This window comes from Piscinibacter gummiphilus (assembly GCF_032681285.1).
Taxonomy (GTDB): domain Bacteria; phylum Pseudomonadota; class Gammaproteobacteria; order Burkholderiales; family Burkholderiaceae_C; genus Rhizobacter; species Rhizobacter gummiphilus_A.
The window spans coordinates 86,826-107,163 of the sequence record NZ_CP136338.1; the positions used below are offsets into that span (position 1 = coordinate 86,826).

The window sequence follows — 20,338 nt, forward strand, 5'->3', positions numbered from 1 at the left end:
TCCTCCCTGTTGTCGTCGGATCTAGCCTGCGCCTCACAACTTTAGAGTCACGCCGGAAGAGCGCCTAGCCCCAGTCTTGCGCGACCGCTCGCATTCGCTCCAACGCGCCCATTACAGCCTCCTTTCGACGTGGGGCGGGCAGCGAAAGAAGCCACGCCGCCTCTTCGTCGGGCTCGAACCCTTCGAACGGTCGTCCAGCTAGAACTTCCCGCACATTCAAGCCGCCCAGGTCTCGGTCTCGCCAACTAAAGAATGTTTCGAGAAGCGGCCCGTCGGTACCTAGTACTTCCATCGCCGTCCGGAGCAGTTCAGGATAGATTTCGGGCGCGAGTTGATACGCTGGGTACATCCGTTCGCTGCTTCGACGAGGCTTGACGTAGGAGAACAGATCACCGGCTTGTTCCCGGCATGACAGCTCGTCCGCATCGATGCCCATTCGAGTAGCCATCTCTTGCGTCGATAGTTCTTCGAGCGACAAAAGGTCAGTGTTCATTCGGCCAATCACTCCGCGATCCACGCGTTGACCGCCTGGCAATATAAACCTACAAATTCAATCCTATCCGTGGGTCTGCAATGCTCGGAGACCCAAAGAGCAAACGGATTTCACAGCCGTGAAACCACTTGGAAAAGTTCAAACTTCAGCGCTTACTGTCGTGCAAAGTTCAGAGTTGAATGAATCATGGCGACCAAAATGGATGATTCAAAAACGCGTAAGTCGTTGATTCCCCTTGCCAGCGAGTTCAACGTTGAACGGTTTTCGACAGCTGGAGCAGGGCGTACGTGCCAACGATGACCGATCGTGCGCGGCGCGGCCAGCACGAAGGTCTGCGCCGCGGATGGCGGAGCCGATCGCTGGCTTGGAGCGCGTGAGTTTGGCGACAGCGGCGACCTGCCTAAGCTCGCTTGGTGCTAATTCGATGAGGAAGCGTCCATGACCGATCACCACAGCAAGAACTCGCGCGCGGCGCTCGAGGAGGCCGGCTTTGAAGCACTCCAGCGCCTCTACGCGGAAGCGGTCGGTGATGAGCAGGAGAAGGGCAGCGTCTGCGCCCGACTGCTCCTGGCCCTGTACAACGGAAGCCGCTTCCCGTTCGATCTCACCGACCTGCGCCTGCTGCCCACAGAGCTGTTCGAGGACGCCATGCAGCTCATCCGCATGGACGCTCGCCTGACACGGCAGGAGGTTCACCAGTACTTCTCGCAGGGGTCCAAAAAGTTCGAGGACCTGGTCAGCGACTACCGTGTCGTCGACGTGCAGCGACTGCGTGAGGGCCACGACGGCGAGCCTCGGCCGCCAGCGCAGAAAGGGACGCTGTGCGATGGCGACACCGTGGCTGCAACGCTTGTCACCTATGGCGACGCGCCAGGGTACCGCGACGTTTCGCTGACCTTGGATTGCGAGGTGGTGGGCGAGCAGCGTCAGGCCGTGGGCACCGTACGGCTGGACGTGAGGCTTGGCGCCGAGGACGGCGTGGCGGTCATGCAGCACGTCCAGCGCGTCAACGTCTTCGCGTGGCGCGACGCCGAACGCGGGCCCTTGGACAGGCGCGAGGGCGAGCGCCGTCCTTCGTGGCTGGACCATGCGCCGTCCTACCGGGCGCCTTGACCGCCATGCCCCTCATCGACCCCTACGCCACGCTGGCGGTGCCCAAGGACCTCGTCGCCGACTTCTTTGGGGTGTTCGCGCGCTGCGAGTTTGCGATGAAGGACACCCGTCTCTATGAGCGTGCCGACGGAGGCCGGGCAGCACCAGCCTGGCGAGCGCTGGCGAATGACGCTGCCGGCTGGCTGCCCGTGGCCCCCGGATCCGACCTGGACCACGCGATCGACGCACTGACGCTGAACCCGCCGCGTGTGCAACTGCTCGGCGGGGCGTGGGTCGCCGAACCGCTCCCGGGCGCAGGACGTGTTGCGCAGGCGGTGAACGCCGCGACAAGGGTGCGCAACAACCTCTTCCATGGCGGCAAGCACACCGCGGAGGCGGCCCCAGGGCGCGACGAGCAGCTGGTGCGGTCCGCCCTGACCCTGCTGCTGGCCGTCATGGACCATGCACCTCCTGCGTTGCGGGGAGCCTACGGGCATGTCTAACAGGCCCAGTCGAGAACGCAAGCTCAGCGCGGCTCACTTCGCCTTCATGCGAGGGCTGGTGCAGGGCCTGCCGCTGCGCAACATGTGGGAGCGGTACCTGCAGGTCGAAGGCAGCTCGTCGGACTTGCGGGTGGTCCGGTCGACGATCGCGTGGATACGCGATGCCTTCGCGGCAGCTGCGCGCCGAGAGGATCGCTTCGGCACGGCACGCCTGGTGCTGATCGACGTCAGCAAGCTGCCGGAGGATCAGCCGGCGCTGCCGTCGCTGGAGGAGTTCGCCGAGAGCCGCGGGCTGGAGGACTTCTCGCAGGCCGAGCAGATCGCCGCCTACGAGGATGAGTACGGCAAGGCCAGCCAACGGCAGTCCAGGCGCGCTCGGCTCGTTCAGAAGCAGCTTGAGGCGCTCCGCTGGCTGGAAGGCCTTGTCTCGCAACCGCCCGGCGCCGGCGATGCGGTGGCATCTTGGCTGAACCCGTCGATCGCCACGAAGTTGGAAGCCGCTGGCGTCTTCACCTTGGCGCAACTGATGGAGCGCGTGAACGGCCTGGGTCAGGGCTGGGCCGCCTCGATTGCAGGCATTGGCAAGGCCAAGGGCGACCGCGTACTGGCGTGGCTACGAGACAACCAAGCGACGATCGGGATGGTTGTCGGCCGGCACGTCGAGCACCGGCGAGCGGCGTTGTTCCGCCACGAGCTGGCCCAAGTGGTGGCGCCGGCCACCGACGTCCGCCCGCTGGAGAAGCTGGTGGTCCCCGCTGAACTGAGCGGCACGCACGGGCTGTTCCGCCGACCGCAGCAGCACTGCCTGATGTCCGCGAACAACGACTACGCGGCGCTGCTCGCATGGCTGCAGTCCAAAACTGGCCTGAGCATCGAGCAGCGAAATGCCGCAAAGGCCCGACGGCGCGGCCGTGACACCGGCATCGAAGGTCCCAACGACTGGCTGAACTACCTGTCGCACACCCAACGCGCGTACCGCAAGGAGGCGGAGCGCTTCCTGTTGTGGGCCATCGTCGAGCGCCGCAAACCGCTGTCGTCGATGACGACGGAAGACTGCGTTGCTTACCGCGACTTCATTGCCGACCCGCAGCCTCACAGCCGCTGGTGCGCGCCGCGCAACCGCGAGCGCTGGTCGCCGCTGTGGCGACCGTTCGAGAAGCCGTTGGATGCGCCTTCTCAGCGGTTCGCCGTGACCGTACTCAAGAACCTCTACGCCTTCTGGGTCGACAAGAACTATGTGATGGGCAACCCCTGGACGGGCGTCACGGTGCCGCGCTCTTCCAAGCCGCGCATCAACACCGGGCGAAGCCTCACGATGGCGCAGTGGCGCTTCGCGCTCGATCAGGCCGCCCAGCTGCCCGACACCTCGACCGGAAAGCGCCTGCGGTTCGCCATGTCGCTGCTGTACGCGACCGGCTTGCGGCTTTCAGAAGCGGTCGCCTCGAAAGTCGACGAGCTCGAGTGGGTGGAGTACCCACCGGACGAGGACGACCAGGACCATGTCGAAGGATGGCTGCTGAACGTGGTCGGCAAGGGTGGTCGGCTTCGGCAAGTTCCCGTTCCGCTCGAGGTGGTGTCCGAACTCTCCGAGTACCTGCAGTCGCGAGGACTCGACCCGGACCCTGAGGACGCGTCGAACGCCGGCACCTTTCTGCTGGGCAAGGCGACCGACATCTCCGAACTCGCTCCGAGCTTGCAGCCGGCCGCGGGGGTGGACCCGAAGGCCGGCATCGCGACGAACACGCTCTACGACCAGCTCAAGCGGTTCTTCGAAGACTGTGCGGGCGTGCTCAGCGTGCAAGGAGACACCAAGGGTGCGGCCCGCTTCGCCAAGGCGAGCACGCACTGGCTGCGGCACACCCATGCCTCGCATTCGATAGCGCGTGGTACGCGCGTCGAGATCGAACAGCAGATCCTCGGGCACGCGTCGCTGGCCACCACCACGGTGTACGTCACGACGGAGGGGAAGCGTCGAATGAAGGCAATCGCCTCGTTCTATCAGCGCTGAGGCCAGGCGACGCAATACGATGGCGATGCAGAGGGAGACGACCATGAGCGAGCAGCAGCACCGTCCAAGGCGCAGGCATCGTCTGACCTGCGCCTTCGGTTACCTCACTGTGGCTCCCATAGACGGTCACCTTGGCCCGCGCCAGGCGCGCTACGAGCCTGCTGTGCCATCAGGTCGTATCGACGGAGCTGACGAAGGACAAGAGCCGGCTCGCGCAGTGCCGGTCGTGCAGCGAGTCACGCGACGGGTCGTTGAGGCGGTTGAATGAAAGTGGCGGCCGTGGTGATCCGCAGCGGAGAAGGGGGGACGGTGGGCTTCGAGGTCCGAGATCCCGATGGGCGGACGCTGGCCACCAGCGCCCCCTTCGCAACGATTTGCCGGCTGGAAGCGGCGCTCGCGACACTGGCTGGCGCGGCGGCTGAGGAGTGGAAGGTGGCCACATCGCCGACAGGCTCGGTGGTCAGTGTCGGACGTCGGAAGGTGCAGCTGCGCGAGCCGTTGGCACAGGCGGAGGTGGCGTCCGTCATCCGCGCCGCGGCCGTCGCGCGCATCGAGGACCTGCGACCGGCAAACCGCAGGCGGCAGGACATGAGCGGCCTGCGGTGCGACCTTTCGCACTGAGCTGCGAGGACTGACGCATGGGAGTGGGAAAGCGGGTCGGTGACGAGATCTATGTGCACAGGTCCTCGGTCCGGGATCTCGCCGATGCGTCGCTGCATCCAGCGATCGAACAGGCTCTGGAACGCCTCGATGAACGCGCTCGCGAGGCGGTGAACGTCGTCAAGATCAACACCCGCTCGCAGCGGGTTGGCTTGCTCTCGTATCCAGACTTCGAAGAGGACCCGTTTCCAGCCCTCGCTTTCAGCTGGTCGCCGCCGAAGAATGGCAGCGGCGAACTGGTGATGCGGTCCTACATCGACTCGCTGAACCCTCCAATCCTGCACCGCAAGGAACTGCTGGTTTCGGAGCATCCCGACCGAGACAGCTGGGGCGCACTGACGGCACAAGCCGAGGCCCTGGGGCTTTTCGACGACCCGCTCTCCATCGGGTTCCGCATGAACTGGCTGCGGCTCATAGCCGCCAAAGGCTTTCAACTCGTTGGCGGGCGTTTTGCGCCGCTGGGCAATGCCGACGGAGAAATCGAAGGCGAGCAGCAGCTGGCAGGGCGGTCTGTCCGGAGGCACCTGACCGCCCTTGGACGCTCAGTCCTCTCGGCACCGGTTCAGATGCTGCTGCGGCTCGGTGTGCTCAACCGCGAGACTTCCTTCTTCGACTACGGATGCGGGCGAGGCGACGACCTGGCCACGCTCAGCGCCGATGGCTTTTCAGCCAACGGCTGGGATCCGCACTACGCGCCGGAAAGGCCGCTCTCGGCTGCCGACGTCGTGAATGTCGGCTTCGTGATCAACGTGATCGAAGATCCCGCAGAGCGAGTCGACGTACTGCACCGCGCGTTCTCCCTGGCGCAGCGCGTGATGTCCGTGGCCGTGATGCTGTACGGACCGGGGAACGCTGGGAAGCCGTTCGGCGATGGCTTCATGACGTCGAGGGGCACCTTTCAGAAGTACTTCCAGCAGGCGGAGCTGAAGGACTACCTCGAGCAGGCACTGCACCAAGAGGCAATCCTGGTCGGGCCCGGCATGGCCTTGGTCTTCAAGGACAAGGATTGGGAGCAGCGATACCTCGCCGGCCGATACAGGCGACGCGACGTGACCGAGCGAATGCTCGCCGTCAGGCCAAGGCTGCCCAAGCCGGCCAGCGAGAAACCTGTTCGCGAGATCGCCTCTCCACGGGCACCCGAGCCCCCACATCCACTGCTCGCGCAGCTATGGCATGTCACTCTGGACTTGGGGCGATACCCTGAAGAGGCCGAGGTCGACCGGCTGGCCGAGGTTATCGACGTCTTTGGCAGCCTGGGCAGAGCCATCAGGAAGATGGTGCGCAGCTTCGACGCGGCGGTGCTGGACAAGGCTCAGACTGCGCGCGCCGACGACCTGCGGCTCTACTTCGCAATCCAGCAGTTCAGCAAGCGTCCGCGGTACCGTCAGCTCGAGGTTCGCCTACAGCGTGATGTCAAGGCGTTCTTCGGTGACTATTCGAGCGCCCAGGCGGCCGGCATGGAGCTGCTCACGCGAGCGGCCGACGGCGACGCGCTGCTGGCGGCATGCCGAGAAGCGGTGACCAGCGGCCTCGGCTGGCTGGAAGGAGATCACCTGCAGCTCCATGTCTCGCTGGTCGAGCGGCTACCGATCGTCCTGCGAGCTTTCGTGTCCTGCGGCCTCCTGGTCTATGGAGACCTGAGCGATGTCGACCTCGTTAAGGTGCATTGCGGCTCCGGGAAGTTGACGCTCATGCAGTTCGAGAACTTCGACGAGGAGCCGCTTCCGCTGATGACCAAGCGCATCAAGGTCAACGTGCGCCGCGCCGACTACGACCTCTTCGAGTACGGGACTGAGTACCCAAAGCCGCCGCTCTATCTCAAGAGCCGCTACATGCACGAGGAAATGGCGCACTATCAAGAGCAGGAAGCTTTCGACAGGGCGCTGGAGGAAACGGGCGTCCTGGGCAGCTCCGAGCATGGACCCAGCTACGAGCAGCTGGAAACGGGGTTGGCAAGGCGAAGGCTGGAGGTCAGCGGCTTCACCCTACGTCGCAGCACGAACATCCCAGCGCTCGACGAACCGTGCGGCGCGACGTTCACGTATCGCAGCTTCATCGAGTGCGGCGAGACCCAGGCGCGGCTTCGGCTGCCCAACACGCCGTTGAACCCTGAGAGCTACAACGCCATGTACGACTTGGCGGTGAAGCTTCTCGACCCGATCGTGGAGTACTTCGGAGCGATCCGCTTGACCTATGGCTTCTGCTCTCCAAAGCTCGGCGCGCAGATCAAGGGCCGGGTGGCGCCCGAGTTGGATCAGCATGCAGCACATGAGTTAAACCGGCGCGGCCAGCCCATTTGTGCGCGGGGCGGCGCTGCCTGCGACTTCGTCGTCGACGACGAAGACATGGAGGAGGTCGCCGAGTGGATCATCACGAATCTCCCCTTCGATCGGCTCTACTTCTACGGGAAGGACAAGCCGATCCACCTCAGCTATTCGCCTAGTGAGTTGAGAGAGGCGACGGAGATGCGGGCGGGTCCTTCCGGGCGCCTGGTGCCGCGCCGATACAAGCCGAGGGGAAGTGCAGCGTAACCGTCAGAGAGCAAACTGGCGCTGGACGATGCTACGGGCCGGCGAGCCTCGGGCCGCCACTGGCTCGTCACGGTCTCGACGCGAAGGCCTCGTCGAAAGCTGCTCGCAGAGGTCCGGGCGTCGAAGGAAGACCGTAACCGTCCGGCCAACTCACCTTGGGGTCTCCTCGTTTTCAGTGCAATAAGTGACGGTACGCAAAGCTAGCACTGGCGCGGGGGTGGTCTGGGTAGACCGTTGATTTCATTGACTTTCCTGTTCGCTTTGTAAACGGGTATGGTGGCCTCCCACTTTTGAGGTTCACGATGCAGGGTTGGCACACAACGTTTTTGGGGATGCGTGGGCTCCCCCGCGATATCAGCGACTTCGAGATGAAGGCATTTTTCACCTTCGATGGTGCCGAGCGCGACGCAATCAATGCACGCCGAGGTGATTCCCACAAGCTTGGTCTGGCGCTCCATATTGGTTTCCTGCGCATGAGTGGGCGTTTGCTCGGTGCCTTTCGGGTAATTCCAGTAGCCTTGTGGCGCCACCTTGGCAACGAGCTTGGCATTGCAGCACCAGAAGTCGCCTCGCTGAGAGCCATGTATGAACGCGGGCGCACGCTATTCGATCACCAACAAGTAGCCTGCACGGTCCTTGGATTCCAGTGGATGAGCGAGCACCAGCGCCGCTCACTGGTACGTGAACTGCGCGACGAAGTGGCGCGCTGCGCCGACCGCGATCAGCTACTCGTGCGGGCGCGTCAATGGCTGTACAAGAACAAGCTGGTGATCGTGCACGAGCGGGCAATTCGGACACTGATTGCGGCGGCACTTGCCCAGCTTGAAGTTGAAACAGGCACCGCCATCGCCGCCAGCGTTGATCCAGCAACACTTGATCGCTGGCGAGCCTCAGTTTCAGAGCTGCGCCCAGATGGACAAACCCAGCAGAGTTGGCTATGGGCTGCACCGGCGAAACACTCAACCCGCCAAATCAGCGAGGTACTGGAGCGCATCGACCTGCTTTACACGCTGGACGTTCATAAGCACCTGGCAGACATCCCCGATCTCATCTTGCGCCGCTACGCGCGCCGACTTGTCTCCAGGCCGCCCTCAGCCGGAGCCAAGATCAAAGAGCCAGCGCGCACCGTGGAGGTCGCATGCTTTCTTCGGTATTGCCTGTTCACCACCACAGACCAGTTGATCCTTATGGTGCAGCGCCGGATCGCCGATCTGTGGCGTCAGGCTGCCGCCGATGTCCCCGCTACCGTCAATTGGGCCGCAATGTACAAAACGCTGCTCGGCGAACTTGTTGCCTTGAGCGCGCAAGGTGCGGTGCCAGATGCTGAGTTGCGTGCCCGTCTTGAAGCCTTGATCACCGAAACCCAGAAACGCAAACCACCGAGCAGGGCCTCCCTGGTCCGCGAGGGATTGATTGATGGAATTCGCCCCGTGCGGTCGTTGCTCGTCGCCATTGCAAAGCTGCCCTGGCAGGCCACCGGCGAGCATCCTGCCATCGAGTACCTTGCCAAGCTGCAAGCTTTATATCTCAAAGGATCCAGAAAGCTGCCAGTTGAAGTGGTGGCACCAAGTCTGGGAATGATCTGGCAGGTTTCGATCTCCAGCCCAGACCGGGAACGGGCGTTTCAGGCGTTGGAGGTGGCCACCCTGTTTGCCCTGCGCCGCGCGGTGCGCAATGGCTCGGTCTGGATTGAGCACAGCCTGAGCTTTCGGGGTCGTGCGCGCTTGTTCTTCACGGACGAGCGTTGGCAGGCAGAGTCCAAGAAACACTATGCCCGTCTATCGTTACCCAGCAAGGCTGCCACTTTCTTGAAGCCTTTGCTGGCCAGAGTAACTGCCGGTGTCGATGCGGTGGCCGCTGCAGCCCGCAGTGGCGTACTGCGCGTGGATGATGAACTCCATTTGTCGCCATTGCCCGCAGAGGACGAAGACCCAGAAGTGACCAAGCTGCGCGCGGCTTTGGATCACCGCATCGGTGAGGTTCAATTGCCGGAAGTGATTCTGGCCGTTGACGCCCAGGTGCGCTTTAGCTGGATCATGCTCGGACGTGAGCCGCGCTCTACCGACGAGCTGCTGATGGTCTATGCCGGCATCATGGCCCACGGCACCAGTCTGACTGCGGTCGAATGCGCGCGCATGATTCCGCAATTGTCTGCCACCAGCATTCGCCAGGCCATGCGCTGGGCGCGGGACGAACGGCGTCTGAGCCAGGCCTGCCAGGCTGTGCTGGAATTCATGCAGCGACACCCGATTGCCGCCACCTGGGGGCGGTCCGATTTGGCATCTTCTGACATGATGAGCATGGAGACCACCAAACGGGTGTGGCAAGCCCGGCTTGATCCTCGGCGCAACACACCTTCCATTGGAATCTACTCCCATGTAAAAGACCGGTGGGGCATCTTCCATGCGCAGCCCTTTGTGCTCAATGAGCGCCAGGCGGGCGTGGCCATTGAAGGTGTCATCCGCCAAGAAAAGCTGGAGACCAGCCAGCTTGCTGTGGATACCCATGGCTACACCGACTTTGCCATGTCACATGCCCGTTTGCTTGGTTTTGATCTTTGCCCGCGGTTGAAGGAACTCAAACAGCGCCACCTCTTTGTGCCACGCGGCACCAAAGTGCCCGCAGAAATCGCTGCGGTGTGCGAAGCCAATGTCGACGTCGCTTTGATCGAAAAGCATTGGGATAGTCTGGTGCACCTGGCAGCCTCGGTCATGAGCGGACATGCCAGTGCGGTGGCAGCTCTTGCGCGGTTCGGTTCTGCCGCCCAGGGCGATCCAATCTATGAGGCTGGCGTGCAATTGGGGCGGTTGCTGCGTACGGCGTTTTTGGCTGACTACTTTGTCAAGGACGCTTTCAGGAACGAGTTGCGCCGGGTGCTCAATCGGGGCGAGGCTGTTAACGCCCTCAAGCGCGCCATTTATACCGGCCGGATCAGCCCGGCGCAGGCCAAACGTGTCGATGAAATGCAGGCTGTGGCCGATGCGTTGAGCCTGATGGCCAACATCGTGATGGCGTGGAATACCTCACAGATGCAGGCGGTCCTGGATCGCTGGTCGAACCGCCGCCAGGTCATTCCACCGGAACTGATCGGGAAGATTGCGCCCACCAGGCTGGAGAGCATCAACTTGCGGGGTGTGTTTCGCTTCCCGGTTGACCGCTATGCTGACCAAATCCTGCCTTCGCGGCCAAATGCATCGATAACTGGCACCAATGGATGAAACCGACCACGGTTTGACGCCACGAATCGCAGATTTGAAAGTGAACAGGAAAGTCAATGAAATCAACGATCTACCAACACCACCTCCGCGCCAGTGCTAGCTTTTCGTACCGTCACTTATTGCACTGAAAACGAGGAGACCCCTACTTCATGCAACGCGACGGAGCGGTGCTGAGCATGGTGCTGCGCATCTTTCTGCGGGTGATCGCACAAACTCTGCAGACCCACAGCCCCGGTGCGGCCCATATGGACAAGGCAGGCCTGCACATCGGTGCCATCGCCTTCATTCACCGATTCGGCTCCAGCCTCAATGAACACGTCCACTTCCACGTTTGTGTGGTGGACGGGGTGTTTGAGGAAGTGGAGGGCGAGGGCGATGCTGATGCGACCCCTCGAATCTCATCGCCGGGTGTCATCTTTCACGCGGCCACCGGCATCGATGCGGCTACCGTGGCCCCAGTGCAGACCACACTGCAAAAACGCATCCTGCGCGCCTTCGTTGCTCGGGGCCTGCTGGAGAACTGTGACGCCAAAGACATGCTGGGCTACAAACACAGCGGCTTCTCGGTGGACGCCGGTGTCTGCATCGAAGCCCACGACCGCGCTGCGCTGGAGCGGCTGCTGCGCTATTGCGCGCGTCCACCGTTTTCCATGGAGCGCCTACGCAAAGAGGGAAGCAAACTGGTGTACCGCTGTGCCAAACAGCGCAGCGAGCCCACCAGTGACAAGCGTGGTGCCAAGGCAGATGAGCTGCACCTCACACCGCTGGAACTGATCGACCGCATCGCCGCGCTGGTGCCACCGCCACGCACCCACCGGCACCGCTACTTTGGTGTGCTGGCACCAAACTCGCCGCTGAGAGCGGCGGTAACGGCGCTGGCTCAGCCTGCTGCGTCGCAACCAGCCACGGTGGAGACTGCACAACCTGGCGCGGGCGTACCTGGGGTGGCGGCGCCGGGCAACGCGGCCACACCCACACCCGAACCTGAAGCACGCCCGAAGCGAGCGGCGCATTACTTGTGGGCGGTGCTGATTGCCCGCATCTACGAGGCATTTCCGCTGCTGTGCCCCATGTGCGGTGGGCAGATGCGCATCATTGCCTTCATCACCCACAGCGCCGAAATCCGCCACATCCTGAACCACATCGGGGTGGAGTCTGCCCCCCCGCACATCACCCCGGCACGCGGGCCACCGCTGTGGGAGGGCTGCGACGCGCCGGTGGATGATGGTGCGCAAGGCGAGCCGGATTGGGATCTGGCAGCTCAACCCGACGAGGTAGACCAGCGCGTCAATTGGTGACCCAGTGAAGCGGCGGTATCCATCGCTGCGGGGAAGCAGCTGCGCGCGCGCCAGGCCCAAATGCATACTGCCTCCCAAGCTCTTGCCATTGAGCGGCAAGCGAGCGCTCAACCTTCCTTGGCCGAACGTGTTTCGAGGCCCAAAACTCGTGCCATACTTGGCCTCATGCGGTTGAATTTCCTATCCGTGGTAGCATCGTTCGCGCGGAAATAAATAAAACAACATTTCGCAGGGTAAAACACATACCAAGATCCTTCAGGAGACATTGAATGAATAGCCGTTCCCTAACTAAAGCGATCCGATTTCCCACAATTCTTGCACTCGCCGGCCTCAGCGTACTTGCTGCATACGGTGGCAGCGACAACGACAGCAGTAGTAACAACCAGGGCGCACCCGCCGTTGCCACTACGGTCGCAGGCCAGGTCCAGGCTGTGGACCGCCTCGGCATGCGCAGCTATTTCGGGATACCTTTTGCCGCGCCTCCGGTGGGCAACCTGCGCTGGATGCCGCCGGCGCCGCCTCAATCCTGGGCCGCCCCGCTGGCGAAGACCCAGTCTAATGCGCCCTGCCTGCAAACCGGCGGCGCCACCGATCCCCTCCGCCTGCCCAACGGCACCGAGGACTGCCTCTACCTCGACGTCCATGCCCCTGCCACCGGCGAAGGCCCCTTCCCTGTCATGGTGTGGATCCACGGCGGCGCCTTCAGCATCGGCGGCACCATCACCTATGCCGACCCGTCGCCCCTGGTCAGCAAGGGCGTCATCGTTGTCAACATCGCCTACCGCATGGGCGCCATGGGTTTCCTGGGCCATCCGTCGCTGCGCGCCGCGGACGGCACGGTCGGCAACTACGGCATCATGGACCAGCAGGCAGCACTGCGCTGGGTGCAGGACAATATCGCCGCGTTCGGCGGCGACAAGTCCAATGTCACCATCTTCGGCGAATCCGCCGGCGGCTTCAGCGTGATGACACACCTGGCGTCACCGCTATCCAAGGGTCTGTTCGCCAAGGCCATCGTCCAAAGCGGCGGCTACGGATTCGATCGCCAGCTGACACAGGCGCAGCTTGAAGCGCAGAGCACGTCGATCGTCAACAGCGCGCTGGCCGCAGCCGGCGTTAGCTGCCCCACCGTCGACGCGGCATGTTTGCGCGGCTTGTCCGCCGAGCTTGTCAACAACCAGCTCGCGACCGCCTTCACCACGGCCAACTGGAGCCCCGTGCCTTCGGTGGATGGCAAGGTTTTGCCCAAGTCCATCAAGGCGACTTTCGTCGCCGGGGAGAACAACAAGGTGCCGCTGGTCAATGGCTCCAACCAAGACGAGTGGTCGTACTTCGTTGCATCGCGCGAACTGGTGGCGGGGCCGCTGACCGCTGCCCAGTACCCTTCCTATCTGCAGACCTCGCTCGGTCTGCCACCATCGCTCGCCACGGTATATCCACTGACGGATTACGGCACCAATACCGCGCAGCAACCCAGCCTCGCGGCGACGGCGGCCGGCACCGACGTGCGCTTTTCCTGTCCGGCGTTGAACCTGTCGAAGCGGGTACTGAGCCAGGCAACGCCAATCTTCATGTACGAGTTCCGGGACCGGACTGCGATCCCGTCGATCGGCCGCAACACCATCAGTTTCAACCAGGGGGCAGGTCACACGTATGAGCTCCAGTACCTGTTCAACCTGCGTGACCTGGAGACCGCGGAACACCGCGACCTGCAGGCCAGCATGGCACGCTACTGGACCAACTTTGCCCGCACCAGCAATCCGAATAATGGCGACCCGGTGGCGACGTCATGGCCTGCATTTACGGGACCGACCAAGGTGCTCGGACTGGACGTCGCCTCCGCTGGCGGCATCAGGGAACTGGCCACGTTCGAGACCGACCACAAGTGCAACACGGCCTGGACATCACTGACTTTTTGATCAAGCCCTGGCGCAGTTCCTGCGCGGCTGAGACCGCGGGCGGCGATGCAGTGCGGCTTGCTGCGCTGCCCACGCCGCTTCCTTCCATTCATCCAATCCTAGAGAAAGAGGAAACAAGCATGACCAACCTTCATCACACCACCCGCCGCACGCTGCTGGCCTCCCTGGCCGTGGCCGCCGCCGGCGCGCTGCCCCTGGGCGCCCTGGCGCAGAACTTCCCCACCAAGCCCATCACCATCATCGTGCCGTTCTCGGCCGGCGGCACCACCGACATCCTGGCGCGCATCGTGGGCCAGGGCCTCACCACCGAGCTGGGCCAGTCCGTCGTGGTGGACAACAAGCCCGGAGCGGGCGGCAACATTGGCGGATCGCTGGCCGCCAAGGCCGCGGCCGACGGCTACACCCTGTTCATGGGCACGGTGGGCACGCACGCCATCAACCAGTCGCTGTACAAGAAGATGCCCTTCGACCCGGTGAAGGACTTTGCGCCGCTGTCGCGCGTGGCCACGGTGCCCAACCTGTTGGTCGCACACCCCAGCCAGCCGTTCAAGACCGTGAAGGAAATGATCGCCTATGCCAAGGCCAACCCCGGCAAGATCACGTATGGCTCGCCCGGCAGCGGCGCGTCGCCCCACGTGTCGGGCGAGCTCTTCAAGAGCATGACCGGCACCGATCTGCTGCACATCCCCTACAAGGGCAGCGCCCCCGCCATGACCGACCTGCTGGGCGGCCAGACCTCCGTCATGTTCGACAACATGCCCTCGGCCATCCAGCACGTGCGCTCGGGCAAGCTGCGCCCCATCGCCGTGACCACCGCCAAGCGCTCGCCCGAGCTGCCTGACGTGCCGACCATCGCCGAAGCCGGCGTGCCCGGCTACGAGGCAACCTCCTGGTTCGGCATGTTTGCGCCGGCCGGCACGCCCAAGCCGGTGCTGGACAAGCTGCACGCCGCGCTGATCAAGGTGCTGAACCAGGCCGACGTGAAGAAGAAGATCGCCGAGCAGGGCGGTGACGTAGTGGCCGAGACACCCGAGCAGTTCGCCGCCTTCATCAAGGCCGAAAGCGTGAAGTGGGGCAAGGTGGTGAAGGAGTCCGGCGCGACGGCCGACTGACCCTTCGCTGAGCGGTTCAGCCCCTTACCCTCCCTCACACGGCGTGTGGAGGGGTAGCGGTAATCTGCTATTGATACGAGAGCTTGTAGCGCTTGATAGGTGGGCGCTACAGGCTCTTTTGTTATGGAGCCTTGGGTGCCTGGGGCACATCGGGCGGCAGGCCGGCGCCAGCCTCCGCCGCGGCCATGCGTTCCTGGCGCTCCTTGGCCATCTGCTCCACCAGCTGGGCGCGGCCCTGCTTGGCGACGGCGATCATGGCCTCGCGGTCGTTGTGGTGCTCGTACATGCGGTTGGACAGCGCCATGTTGTGCGCGCGGAAGCGCTCGGCCAAGGTGTCGGCCTCTTGCGGCGACAGGCCGTTGAGCTCCAGCACCGTGCGTGCGGTGCGCAGGCTGGACTCGAACACCTCGCGTTCCACATGCTCCACGCCCAGATCGCGCAGCGCGTGCCAGTGCGTCACGTCGCGCGCGCGCGCCACGATCTGCAACTGGGGAAAGTGCTTCTTCGCCAGTTGCACGATCTTGAGCGACTGCTCCGGCGCGTCCACCGCCACCACCAGGATGCGCGCATGCTCGGCGCCGGCCATGCGCAGCAGGTTCACGCGCGTGGCGTCGCCATAGAACACGCGGTAGCCAAAGGTGTGGGCCACCTCCAGCATCTCCACGCTGTGGTCCAGCACCGTGGCGGGCACGCCCTGCGCCAGCATCATGCGCGCCACGATCTGCCCATAGCGCCCGAAGCCGGCAATGATCACCGGCGCCGACTGCGGCTCGGAGATCTCCTGCGCCTGCGGGGCGGTCTTCAGCGTGGCAAAGCGCTTGAGCAGCACCCGGTCCAGCAGCACCAGCAGCAGCGGGCTGATCAGCATGGACAAGGCTACCGCGCCGATCAGCAGCGACGCCATCTCGGCCGGAATCGCGCGAAAGCCCGCGCCGGCCTGGAACACCACGAAGGCGAACTCGCCGCCCTGCGCCAGCAGCAGCGTGAACACCGGCCGCTCCTGGTAGGGCATGGCGGTCACGCGCGCCAGCGTCCAGATCACCAGTGCCTTGATGCCCAGGAAGCCCAGCAGCAGCGCCAGCATGCCCCAGGGCGTGCGCAGGATCACGCTGTCGGCCACCGCAGCCTCCGCTGCCGCCCTGCTCACCAACAGCGCCGATCCCGCGAAACCACCGGCACCGGCCAGGACAAGACCGGCAGCAAAAAGGTGGTGGCGTTCAAGAAGGCCATCATCGCCGCTGGCAGCCAGGCCGTGCGCCTGCCCTTCATGCCCGACGATCCGCGCGTGGTGGACTCCACCGGCGCACTGGCGCTGCAGGGCGTGCCCCAAAAGATGCTCATCGTCGGCGGCGGCATCATCGGCCTGGAAATGGGCACGGTGTACAGCACGCTGGGCGCCCGCCTGGACGTGGTCGAGATGATGGACGGCCTGATGCAGGGCGCGGACCGCGACCTCGTCAAGGTCTGGGAGAAGATGAACAAGCACCGCTTCGACAACATCCTGCTCAAGACCAAGACCGTGGGCGCCCAGGCCACGCCCGAAGGCATCCAGGTGCAGTTCGAGGGCCTGGACGGCACGAAGAGCGAAGGCACCTACGACCTGGTGCTGCAGGCCGTGGGCCGCACCCCCAACGGCAAGAAGATCGCTGCCGACAAGGCCGGCGTGTCTGTGACGGACCGCGGTTTCATCAACGTGGACATCCAGATGCGCACCAATGTGCCGCACATCTTCGCCATCGGCGACATCGTGGGCCAGCCCATGCTGGCGCACAAGGCGGTGCACGAGGCGCATGTGGCGGCGGAAGTGATCGCCGGCGAATTGCAGGGCAACAAGGAACTGGCCAGCGCCGCCTTCAACGCCCGCGTGATCCCCAGCGTGGCCTACACCGACCCCGAAGTGGCCTGGGTGGGCCTGACCGAAGACCAGGCCAAGCAGCAGGGCATCAAGGTCAAGAAGGGCCTGTTCCCCTGGGCGGCCTCGGGCCGCGCCATTGCCAACGGCCGCGACGAAGGCGTCACCAAGCTGCTGTTCGACGACAGCCCCGAAGCAGGATCAGGAGACGGCCATGCTGGCCGGGGCCACGGCAAGATCCTGGGCGGCGGCATCGTCGGCACGCACGCCGGCGACATGATCGGCGAGATCGCCCTGGCCATCGAGATGGGCGCCGACGCGGTGGACATCGGCAAGACCATCCACCCGCACCCCACGCTGGGCGAGAGCATCGGCATGGCGGCGGAAGTGGCGCATGGCAGCTGCACGGATGTGCCGCCTGCGCGCAAGTAAGTCCGCAGCCAAGCTACCCTGACAAGGCCCGAACTGGCGACGGTTCGGGCCTTGTGCTTTGCGTACCCAAACAATCGCCGCAGAATACTGTGCATTTGTACAGTATTCATGTCAGCCACTTCCAAGCCCAAGCTCTACAACCCACGCCACCCCGAACGCACGCTGCTCTACCAAATGGTAGCCGAGCACTACGAGACCTGGCTAGAGTTGGCCAGCGCGGGTCAGTTCGACGGCCAGGGCGACCACCACACCCCCAAGCCCTTCGTGCGCAAAGCGTTTGCCAAGTATCTTGAGTGCGGCATCTTTGCCCATGGCTTTGCCCGCGCTCGCTGCGGCGACTGTGGGCACGACTACTTTGGGGTCTCCTCGTTTTCAGTGCAATAAGTGACGGTACGCAAAGCTAGCACTGGCGCGGGGGTGGTCTGGGTAGACCGTTGATTTCATTGACTTTCCTGTTCGCTTTGTAAACGGGTATGGTGGCCTCCCACTTTTGAGGTTCACGATGCAGGGTTGGCACACAACGTTTTTGGGGATGCGTGGGCTCCCCCGCGATATCAGCGACTTCGAGATGAAGGCATTTTTCACCTTCGATGGTGCCGAGCGCGACGCAATCAATGCACGCCGAGGTGATTCCCACAAGCTTGGTCTGGCGCTCCATATTGGTTTCCTGCGCATGAGTGGGCGTTTGCTCGGTGCCTTTCGGGTAATTCCAGTACTCGTGCGGGCGCGTCAATGGCTGTACAAGAACAAGCTGGTGATCGTGCACGAGCGGGCAATTCGGACACTGATTGCGGCGGCACTTGCCCAGCTTGAAGTTGAAACAGGCACCGCCATCGCCGCCAGCGTTGATCCAGCAACACTTGATCGCTGGCGAGCCTCAGTTTCAGAGCTGCGCCCAGATGGACAAACCCAGCAGAGTTGGCTATGGGCTGCACCGGCGAAACACTCAACCCGCCAAATCAGCGAGGTACTGGAGCGCATCGACCTGCTTTACACGCTGGACGTTCATAAGCACCTGGCAGACATCCCCGATCTCATCTTGCGCCGCTACGCGCGCCGACTTGTCTCCAGGCCGCCCTCAGCCGGAGCCAAGATCAAAGAGCCAGCGCGCACCGTGGAGGTCGCATGCTTTCTTCGGTATTGCCTGTTCACCACCACAGACCAGTTGATCCTTATGGTGCAGCGCCGGATCGCCGATCTGTGGCGTCAGGCTGCCGCCGATGTCCCCGCTACCGTCAATTGGGCCGCAATGTACAAAACGCTGCTCGGCGAACTTGTTGCCTTGAGCGCGCAAGGTGCGGTGCCAGATGCTGAGTTGCGTGCCCGTCTTGAAGCCTTGATCACCGAAACCCAGAAACGCAAACCACCGAGCAGGGCCTCCCTGGTCCGCGAGGGATTGATTGATGGAATTCGCCCCGTGCGGTCGTTGCTCGTCGCCATTGCAAAGCTGCCCTGGCAGGCCACCGGCGAGCATCCTGCCATCGAGTACCTTGCCAAGCTGCAAGCTTTATATCTCAAAGGATCCAGAAAGCTGCCAGTTGAAGTGGTGGCACCAAGTCTGGGAATGATCTGGCAGGTTTCGATCTCCAGCCCAGACCGGGAACGGGCGTTTCAGGCGTTGGAGGTGGCCACCCTGTTTGCCCTGCGCCGCGCGGTGCGCAATGGCTCGGTCTGGATTGAGCACAGCCTGAGCTTTCGGGGTCGTGCGCGCTTGTTCTTCACGGACGAGCGTTGGCAGGCAGAGTCCAAGAAACACTATGCCCGTCTATCGTTACCCAGCAAGGCTGCCACTTTCTTGAAGCCTTTGCTGGCCAGAGTAACTGCCGGTGTCGATGCGGTGGCCGCTGCAGCCCGCAGTGGCGTACTGCGCGTGGATGATGAACTCCATTTGTCGCCATTGCCCGCAGAGGACGAAGACCCAGAAGTGACCAAGCTGCGCGCGGCTTTGGATCACCGCATCGGTGAGGTTCAATTGCCGGAAGTGATTCTGGCCGTTGACGCCCAGGTGCGCTTTAGCTGGATCATGCTCGGACGTGAGCCGCGCTCTACCGACGAGCTGCTGATGGTCTATGCCGGCATCATGGCCCACGGCACCAGTCTGACTGCGGTCGAATGCGCGCGCATGATTCCGCAATTGTCTGCCACCAGCATTCGCCAGGCCATGCGCTGGGCGCGGGACGAACGGCGTCTGAGCCAGGCCTGCCAGGCTGTGCTGGAATTCATGCAGCGACACCCGATTGCCGCCACCTGGGGGCGGTCCGATTTGGCATCTTCTGACATGATGAGCATGGAGACCACCAAACGGGTGTGGCAAGCCCGGCTTGATCCTCGGCGCAACACACCTTCCATTGGAATCTACTCCCATGTAAAAGACCGGTGGGGCATCTTCCATGCGCAGCCCTTTGTGCTCAATGAGCGCCAGGCGGGCGTGGCCATTGAAGGTGTCATCCGCCAAGAAAAGCTGGAGACCAGCCAGCTTGCTGTGGATACCCATGGCTACACCGACTTTGCCATGTCACATGCCCGTTTGCTTGGTTTTGATCTTTGCCCGCGGTTGAAGGAACTCAAACAGCGCCACCTCTTTGTGCCACGCGGCACCAAAGTGCCCGCAGAAATCGCTGCGGTGTGCGAAGCCAATGTCGACGTCGCTTTGATCGAAAAGCATTGGGATAGTCTGGTGCACCTGGCAGCCTCGGTCATGAGCGGACATGCCAGTGCGGTGGCAGCTCTTGCGCGGTTCGGTTCTGCCGCCCAGGGCGATCCAATCTATGAGGCTGGCGTGCAATTGGGGCGGTTGCTGCGTACGGCGTTTTTGGCTGACTACTTTGTCAAGGACGCTTTCAGGAACGAGTTGCGCCGGGTGCTCAATCGGGGCGAGGCTGTTAACGCCCTCAAGCGCGCCATTTATACCGGCCGGATCAGCCCGGCGCAGGCCAAACGTGTCGATGAAATGCAGGCTGTGGCCGATGCGTTGAGCCTGATGGCCAACATCGTGATGGCGTGGAATACCTCACAGATGCAGGCGGTCCTGGATCGCTGGTCGAACCGCCGCCAGGTCATTCCACCGGAACTGATCGGGAAGATTGCGCCCACCAGGCTGGAGAGCATCAACTTGCGGGGTGTGTTTCGCTTCCCGGTTGACCGCTATGCTGACCAAATCCTGCCTTCGCGGCCAAATGCATCGATAACTGGCACCAATGGATGAAACCGACCACGGTTT

Annotated in this window: 11 protein-coding genes and 3 pseudogenes; 12 read left to right on the top strand and 2 right to left on the bottom strand. The window is 63.2% G+C overall.

What is annotated here, in order from left to right; translation table 11 throughout:
* Positions 1-64: 64 nt before the first annotated feature.
* Positions 65-493, bottom strand: a complete 429-nt coding sequence (locus tag RXV79_RS27935; protein WP_316704571.1) for a hypothetical protein — start codon at positions 491-493, stop codon at positions 65-67.
* Positions 494-931: 438 nt separating this feature from the next.
* Here RXV79_RS27935 and RXV79_RS27940 point away from each other — a divergent pair, with 438 nt between their 5' ends.
* The 9 genes and pseudogenes from RXV79_RS27940 (at position 932) to RXV79_RS27980 (ending at position 14,834) form a co-directional block, all read left to right on the top strand.
* Positions 932-1,606 (top strand): DUF7673 family protein, encoded by a 675-nt coding sequence (locus RXV79_RS27940; RefSeq protein ID WP_316704573.1) that lies wholly within the window; start codon positions 932-934, stop codon positions 1,604-1,606.
* A 5-nt stretch (positions 1,607-1,611) separates the two neighbouring features.
* A complete protein-coding gene (locus RXV79_RS27945; protein ID WP_316704575.1) occupies positions 1,612-2,088 on the top strand; it encodes a hypothetical protein in 477 nt (158 codons plus the stop codon).
* A gap of 46 nt (positions 2,089-2,134) precedes the next feature.
* A complete protein-coding gene (locus RXV79_RS27950; RefSeq protein WP_316704577.1) occupies positions 2,135-4,096 on the top strand; it encodes a site-specific integrase in 1,962 nt (653 codons plus the stop codon).
* A gap of 264 nt (positions 4,097-4,360) precedes the next feature.
* A complete protein-coding gene (locus RXV79_RS27955) occupies positions 4,361-4,717 on the top strand; it encodes a hypothetical protein (protein WP_316704578.1) in 357 nt (118 codons plus the stop codon).
* Positions 4,718-4,734: 17 nt separating this feature from the next.
* Positions 4,735-7,287, top strand: a complete 2,553-nt coding sequence (locus RXV79_RS27960) for a DNA phosphorothioation-associated putative methyltransferase (protein WP_316704580.1) — start codon at positions 4,735-4,737, stop codon at positions 7,285-7,287.
* 302 nt (positions 7,288-7,589) lie between these two features.
* Positions 7,590-10,505, top strand: coding sequence for a Tn3-like element IS1071 family transposase (locus tag RXV79_RS27965; protein WP_003049965.1), 2,916 nt, complete (start codon positions 7,590-7,592; stop codon positions 10,503-10,505).
* Between the two features lie 143 nt (positions 10,506-10,648).
* A pseudogene (locus RXV79_RS27970) lies at positions 10,649-11,803 on the top strand (IS91-like element ISPps1 family transposase); the annotation flags it as partial.
* A gap of 269 nt (positions 11,804-12,072) precedes the next feature.
* The gene (locus RXV79_RS27975) at positions 12,073-13,722 is read left to right on the top strand and encodes a carboxylesterase/lipase family protein (protein WP_316704581.1); all 1,650 of its coding nucleotides are present in this window, start codon (positions 12,073-12,075) and stop codon (positions 13,720-13,722) included.
* A 119-nt stretch (positions 13,723-13,841) separates the two neighbouring features.
* Complete coding sequence (locus tag RXV79_RS27980; RefSeq protein WP_187723858.1) at positions 13,842-14,834, top strand: Bug family tripartite tricarboxylate transporter substrate binding protein; 993 nt, start codon at positions 13,842-13,844, stop codon at positions 14,832-14,834.
* A 121-nt stretch (positions 14,835-14,955) separates the two neighbouring features.
* On the opposite strand, the pseudogene RXV79_RS27985 reads toward RXV79_RS27980, so the two are convergent.
* Positions 14,956-15,945 (bottom strand): annotated as a pseudogene (locus RXV79_RS27985) (NAD-binding protein); the annotation flags it as partial.
* Here RXV79_RS27985 and RXV79_RS27990 point away from each other — a divergent pair.
* The 3 genes and pseudogenes from RXV79_RS27990 (at position 15,835) to RXV79_RS28000 (ending at position 20,323) form a co-directional block, all read left to right on the top strand.
* Entirely contained in the window at positions 15,835-17,118 is a 1,284-nt protein-coding gene (locus RXV79_RS27990; protein ID WP_316704734.1) for a dihydrolipoyl dehydrogenase family protein, read from the top strand. The pseudogene RXV79_RS27985 and the gene RXV79_RS27990 overlap by 111 nt on opposite strands.
* A 108-nt stretch (positions 17,119-17,226) precedes the next feature.
* Positions 17,227-17,475: pseudogene (locus RXV79_RS27995) on the top strand (IS91 family transposase); the annotation flags it as partial.
* A gap of 145 nt (positions 17,476-17,620) precedes the next feature.
* Positions 17,621-20,323, top strand: coding sequence for a Tn3 family transposase (locus RXV79_RS28000; protein ID WP_196996221.1), 2,703 nt, complete (start codon positions 17,621-17,623; stop codon positions 20,321-20,323).
* Positions 20,324-20,338 lie beyond the last annotated feature (15 nt).

What these genes read in the sequence shown, in the direction of transcription:
- RXV79_RS27935 (WP_316704571.1), bottom strand. Translation starts at nt 493, where the DNA reads ATGAACACTGACCTTTTGTCGCTCGAAGAACTATCGACGCAAGAGATG.
- RXV79_RS27940 (WP_316704573.1), top strand. Translation starts at nt 932, where the DNA reads ATGACCGATCACCACAGCAAGAACTCGCGCGCGGCGCTCGAGGAGGCC.
- RXV79_RS27945 (WP_316704575.1), top strand. Translation starts at nt 1,612, where the DNA reads ATGCCCCTCATCGACCCCTACGCCACGCTGGCGGTGCCCAAGGACCTC.
- RXV79_RS27950 (WP_316704577.1), top strand. Translation starts at nt 2,135, where the DNA reads ATGCGAGGGCTGGTGCAGGGCCTGCCGCTGCGCAACATGTGGGAGCGG.
- RXV79_RS27955 (WP_316704578.1), top strand. Translation starts at nt 4,361, where the DNA reads ATGAAAGTGGCGGCCGTGGTGATCCGCAGCGGAGAAGGGGGGACGGTG.
- RXV79_RS27960 (WP_316704580.1), top strand. Translation starts at nt 4,735, where the DNA reads ATGGGAGTGGGAAAGCGGGTCGGTGACGAGATCTATGTGCACAGGTCC.
- RXV79_RS27965 (WP_003049965.1), top strand. Translation starts at nt 7,590, where the DNA reads ATGCAGGGTTGGCACACAACGTTTTTGGGGATGCGTGGGCTCCCCCGC.
- RXV79_RS27975 (WP_316704581.1), top strand. Translation starts at nt 12,073, where the DNA reads ATGAATAGCCGTTCCCTAACTAAAGCGATCCGATTTCCCACAATTCTT.
- RXV79_RS27980 (WP_187723858.1), top strand. Translation starts at nt 13,842, where the DNA reads ATGACCAACCTTCATCACACCACCCGCCGCACGCTGCTGGCCTCCCTG.
- RXV79_RS28000 (WP_196996221.1), top strand. Translation starts at nt 17,621, where the DNA reads ATGCAGGGTTGGCACACAACGTTTTTGGGGATGCGTGGGCTCCCCCGC.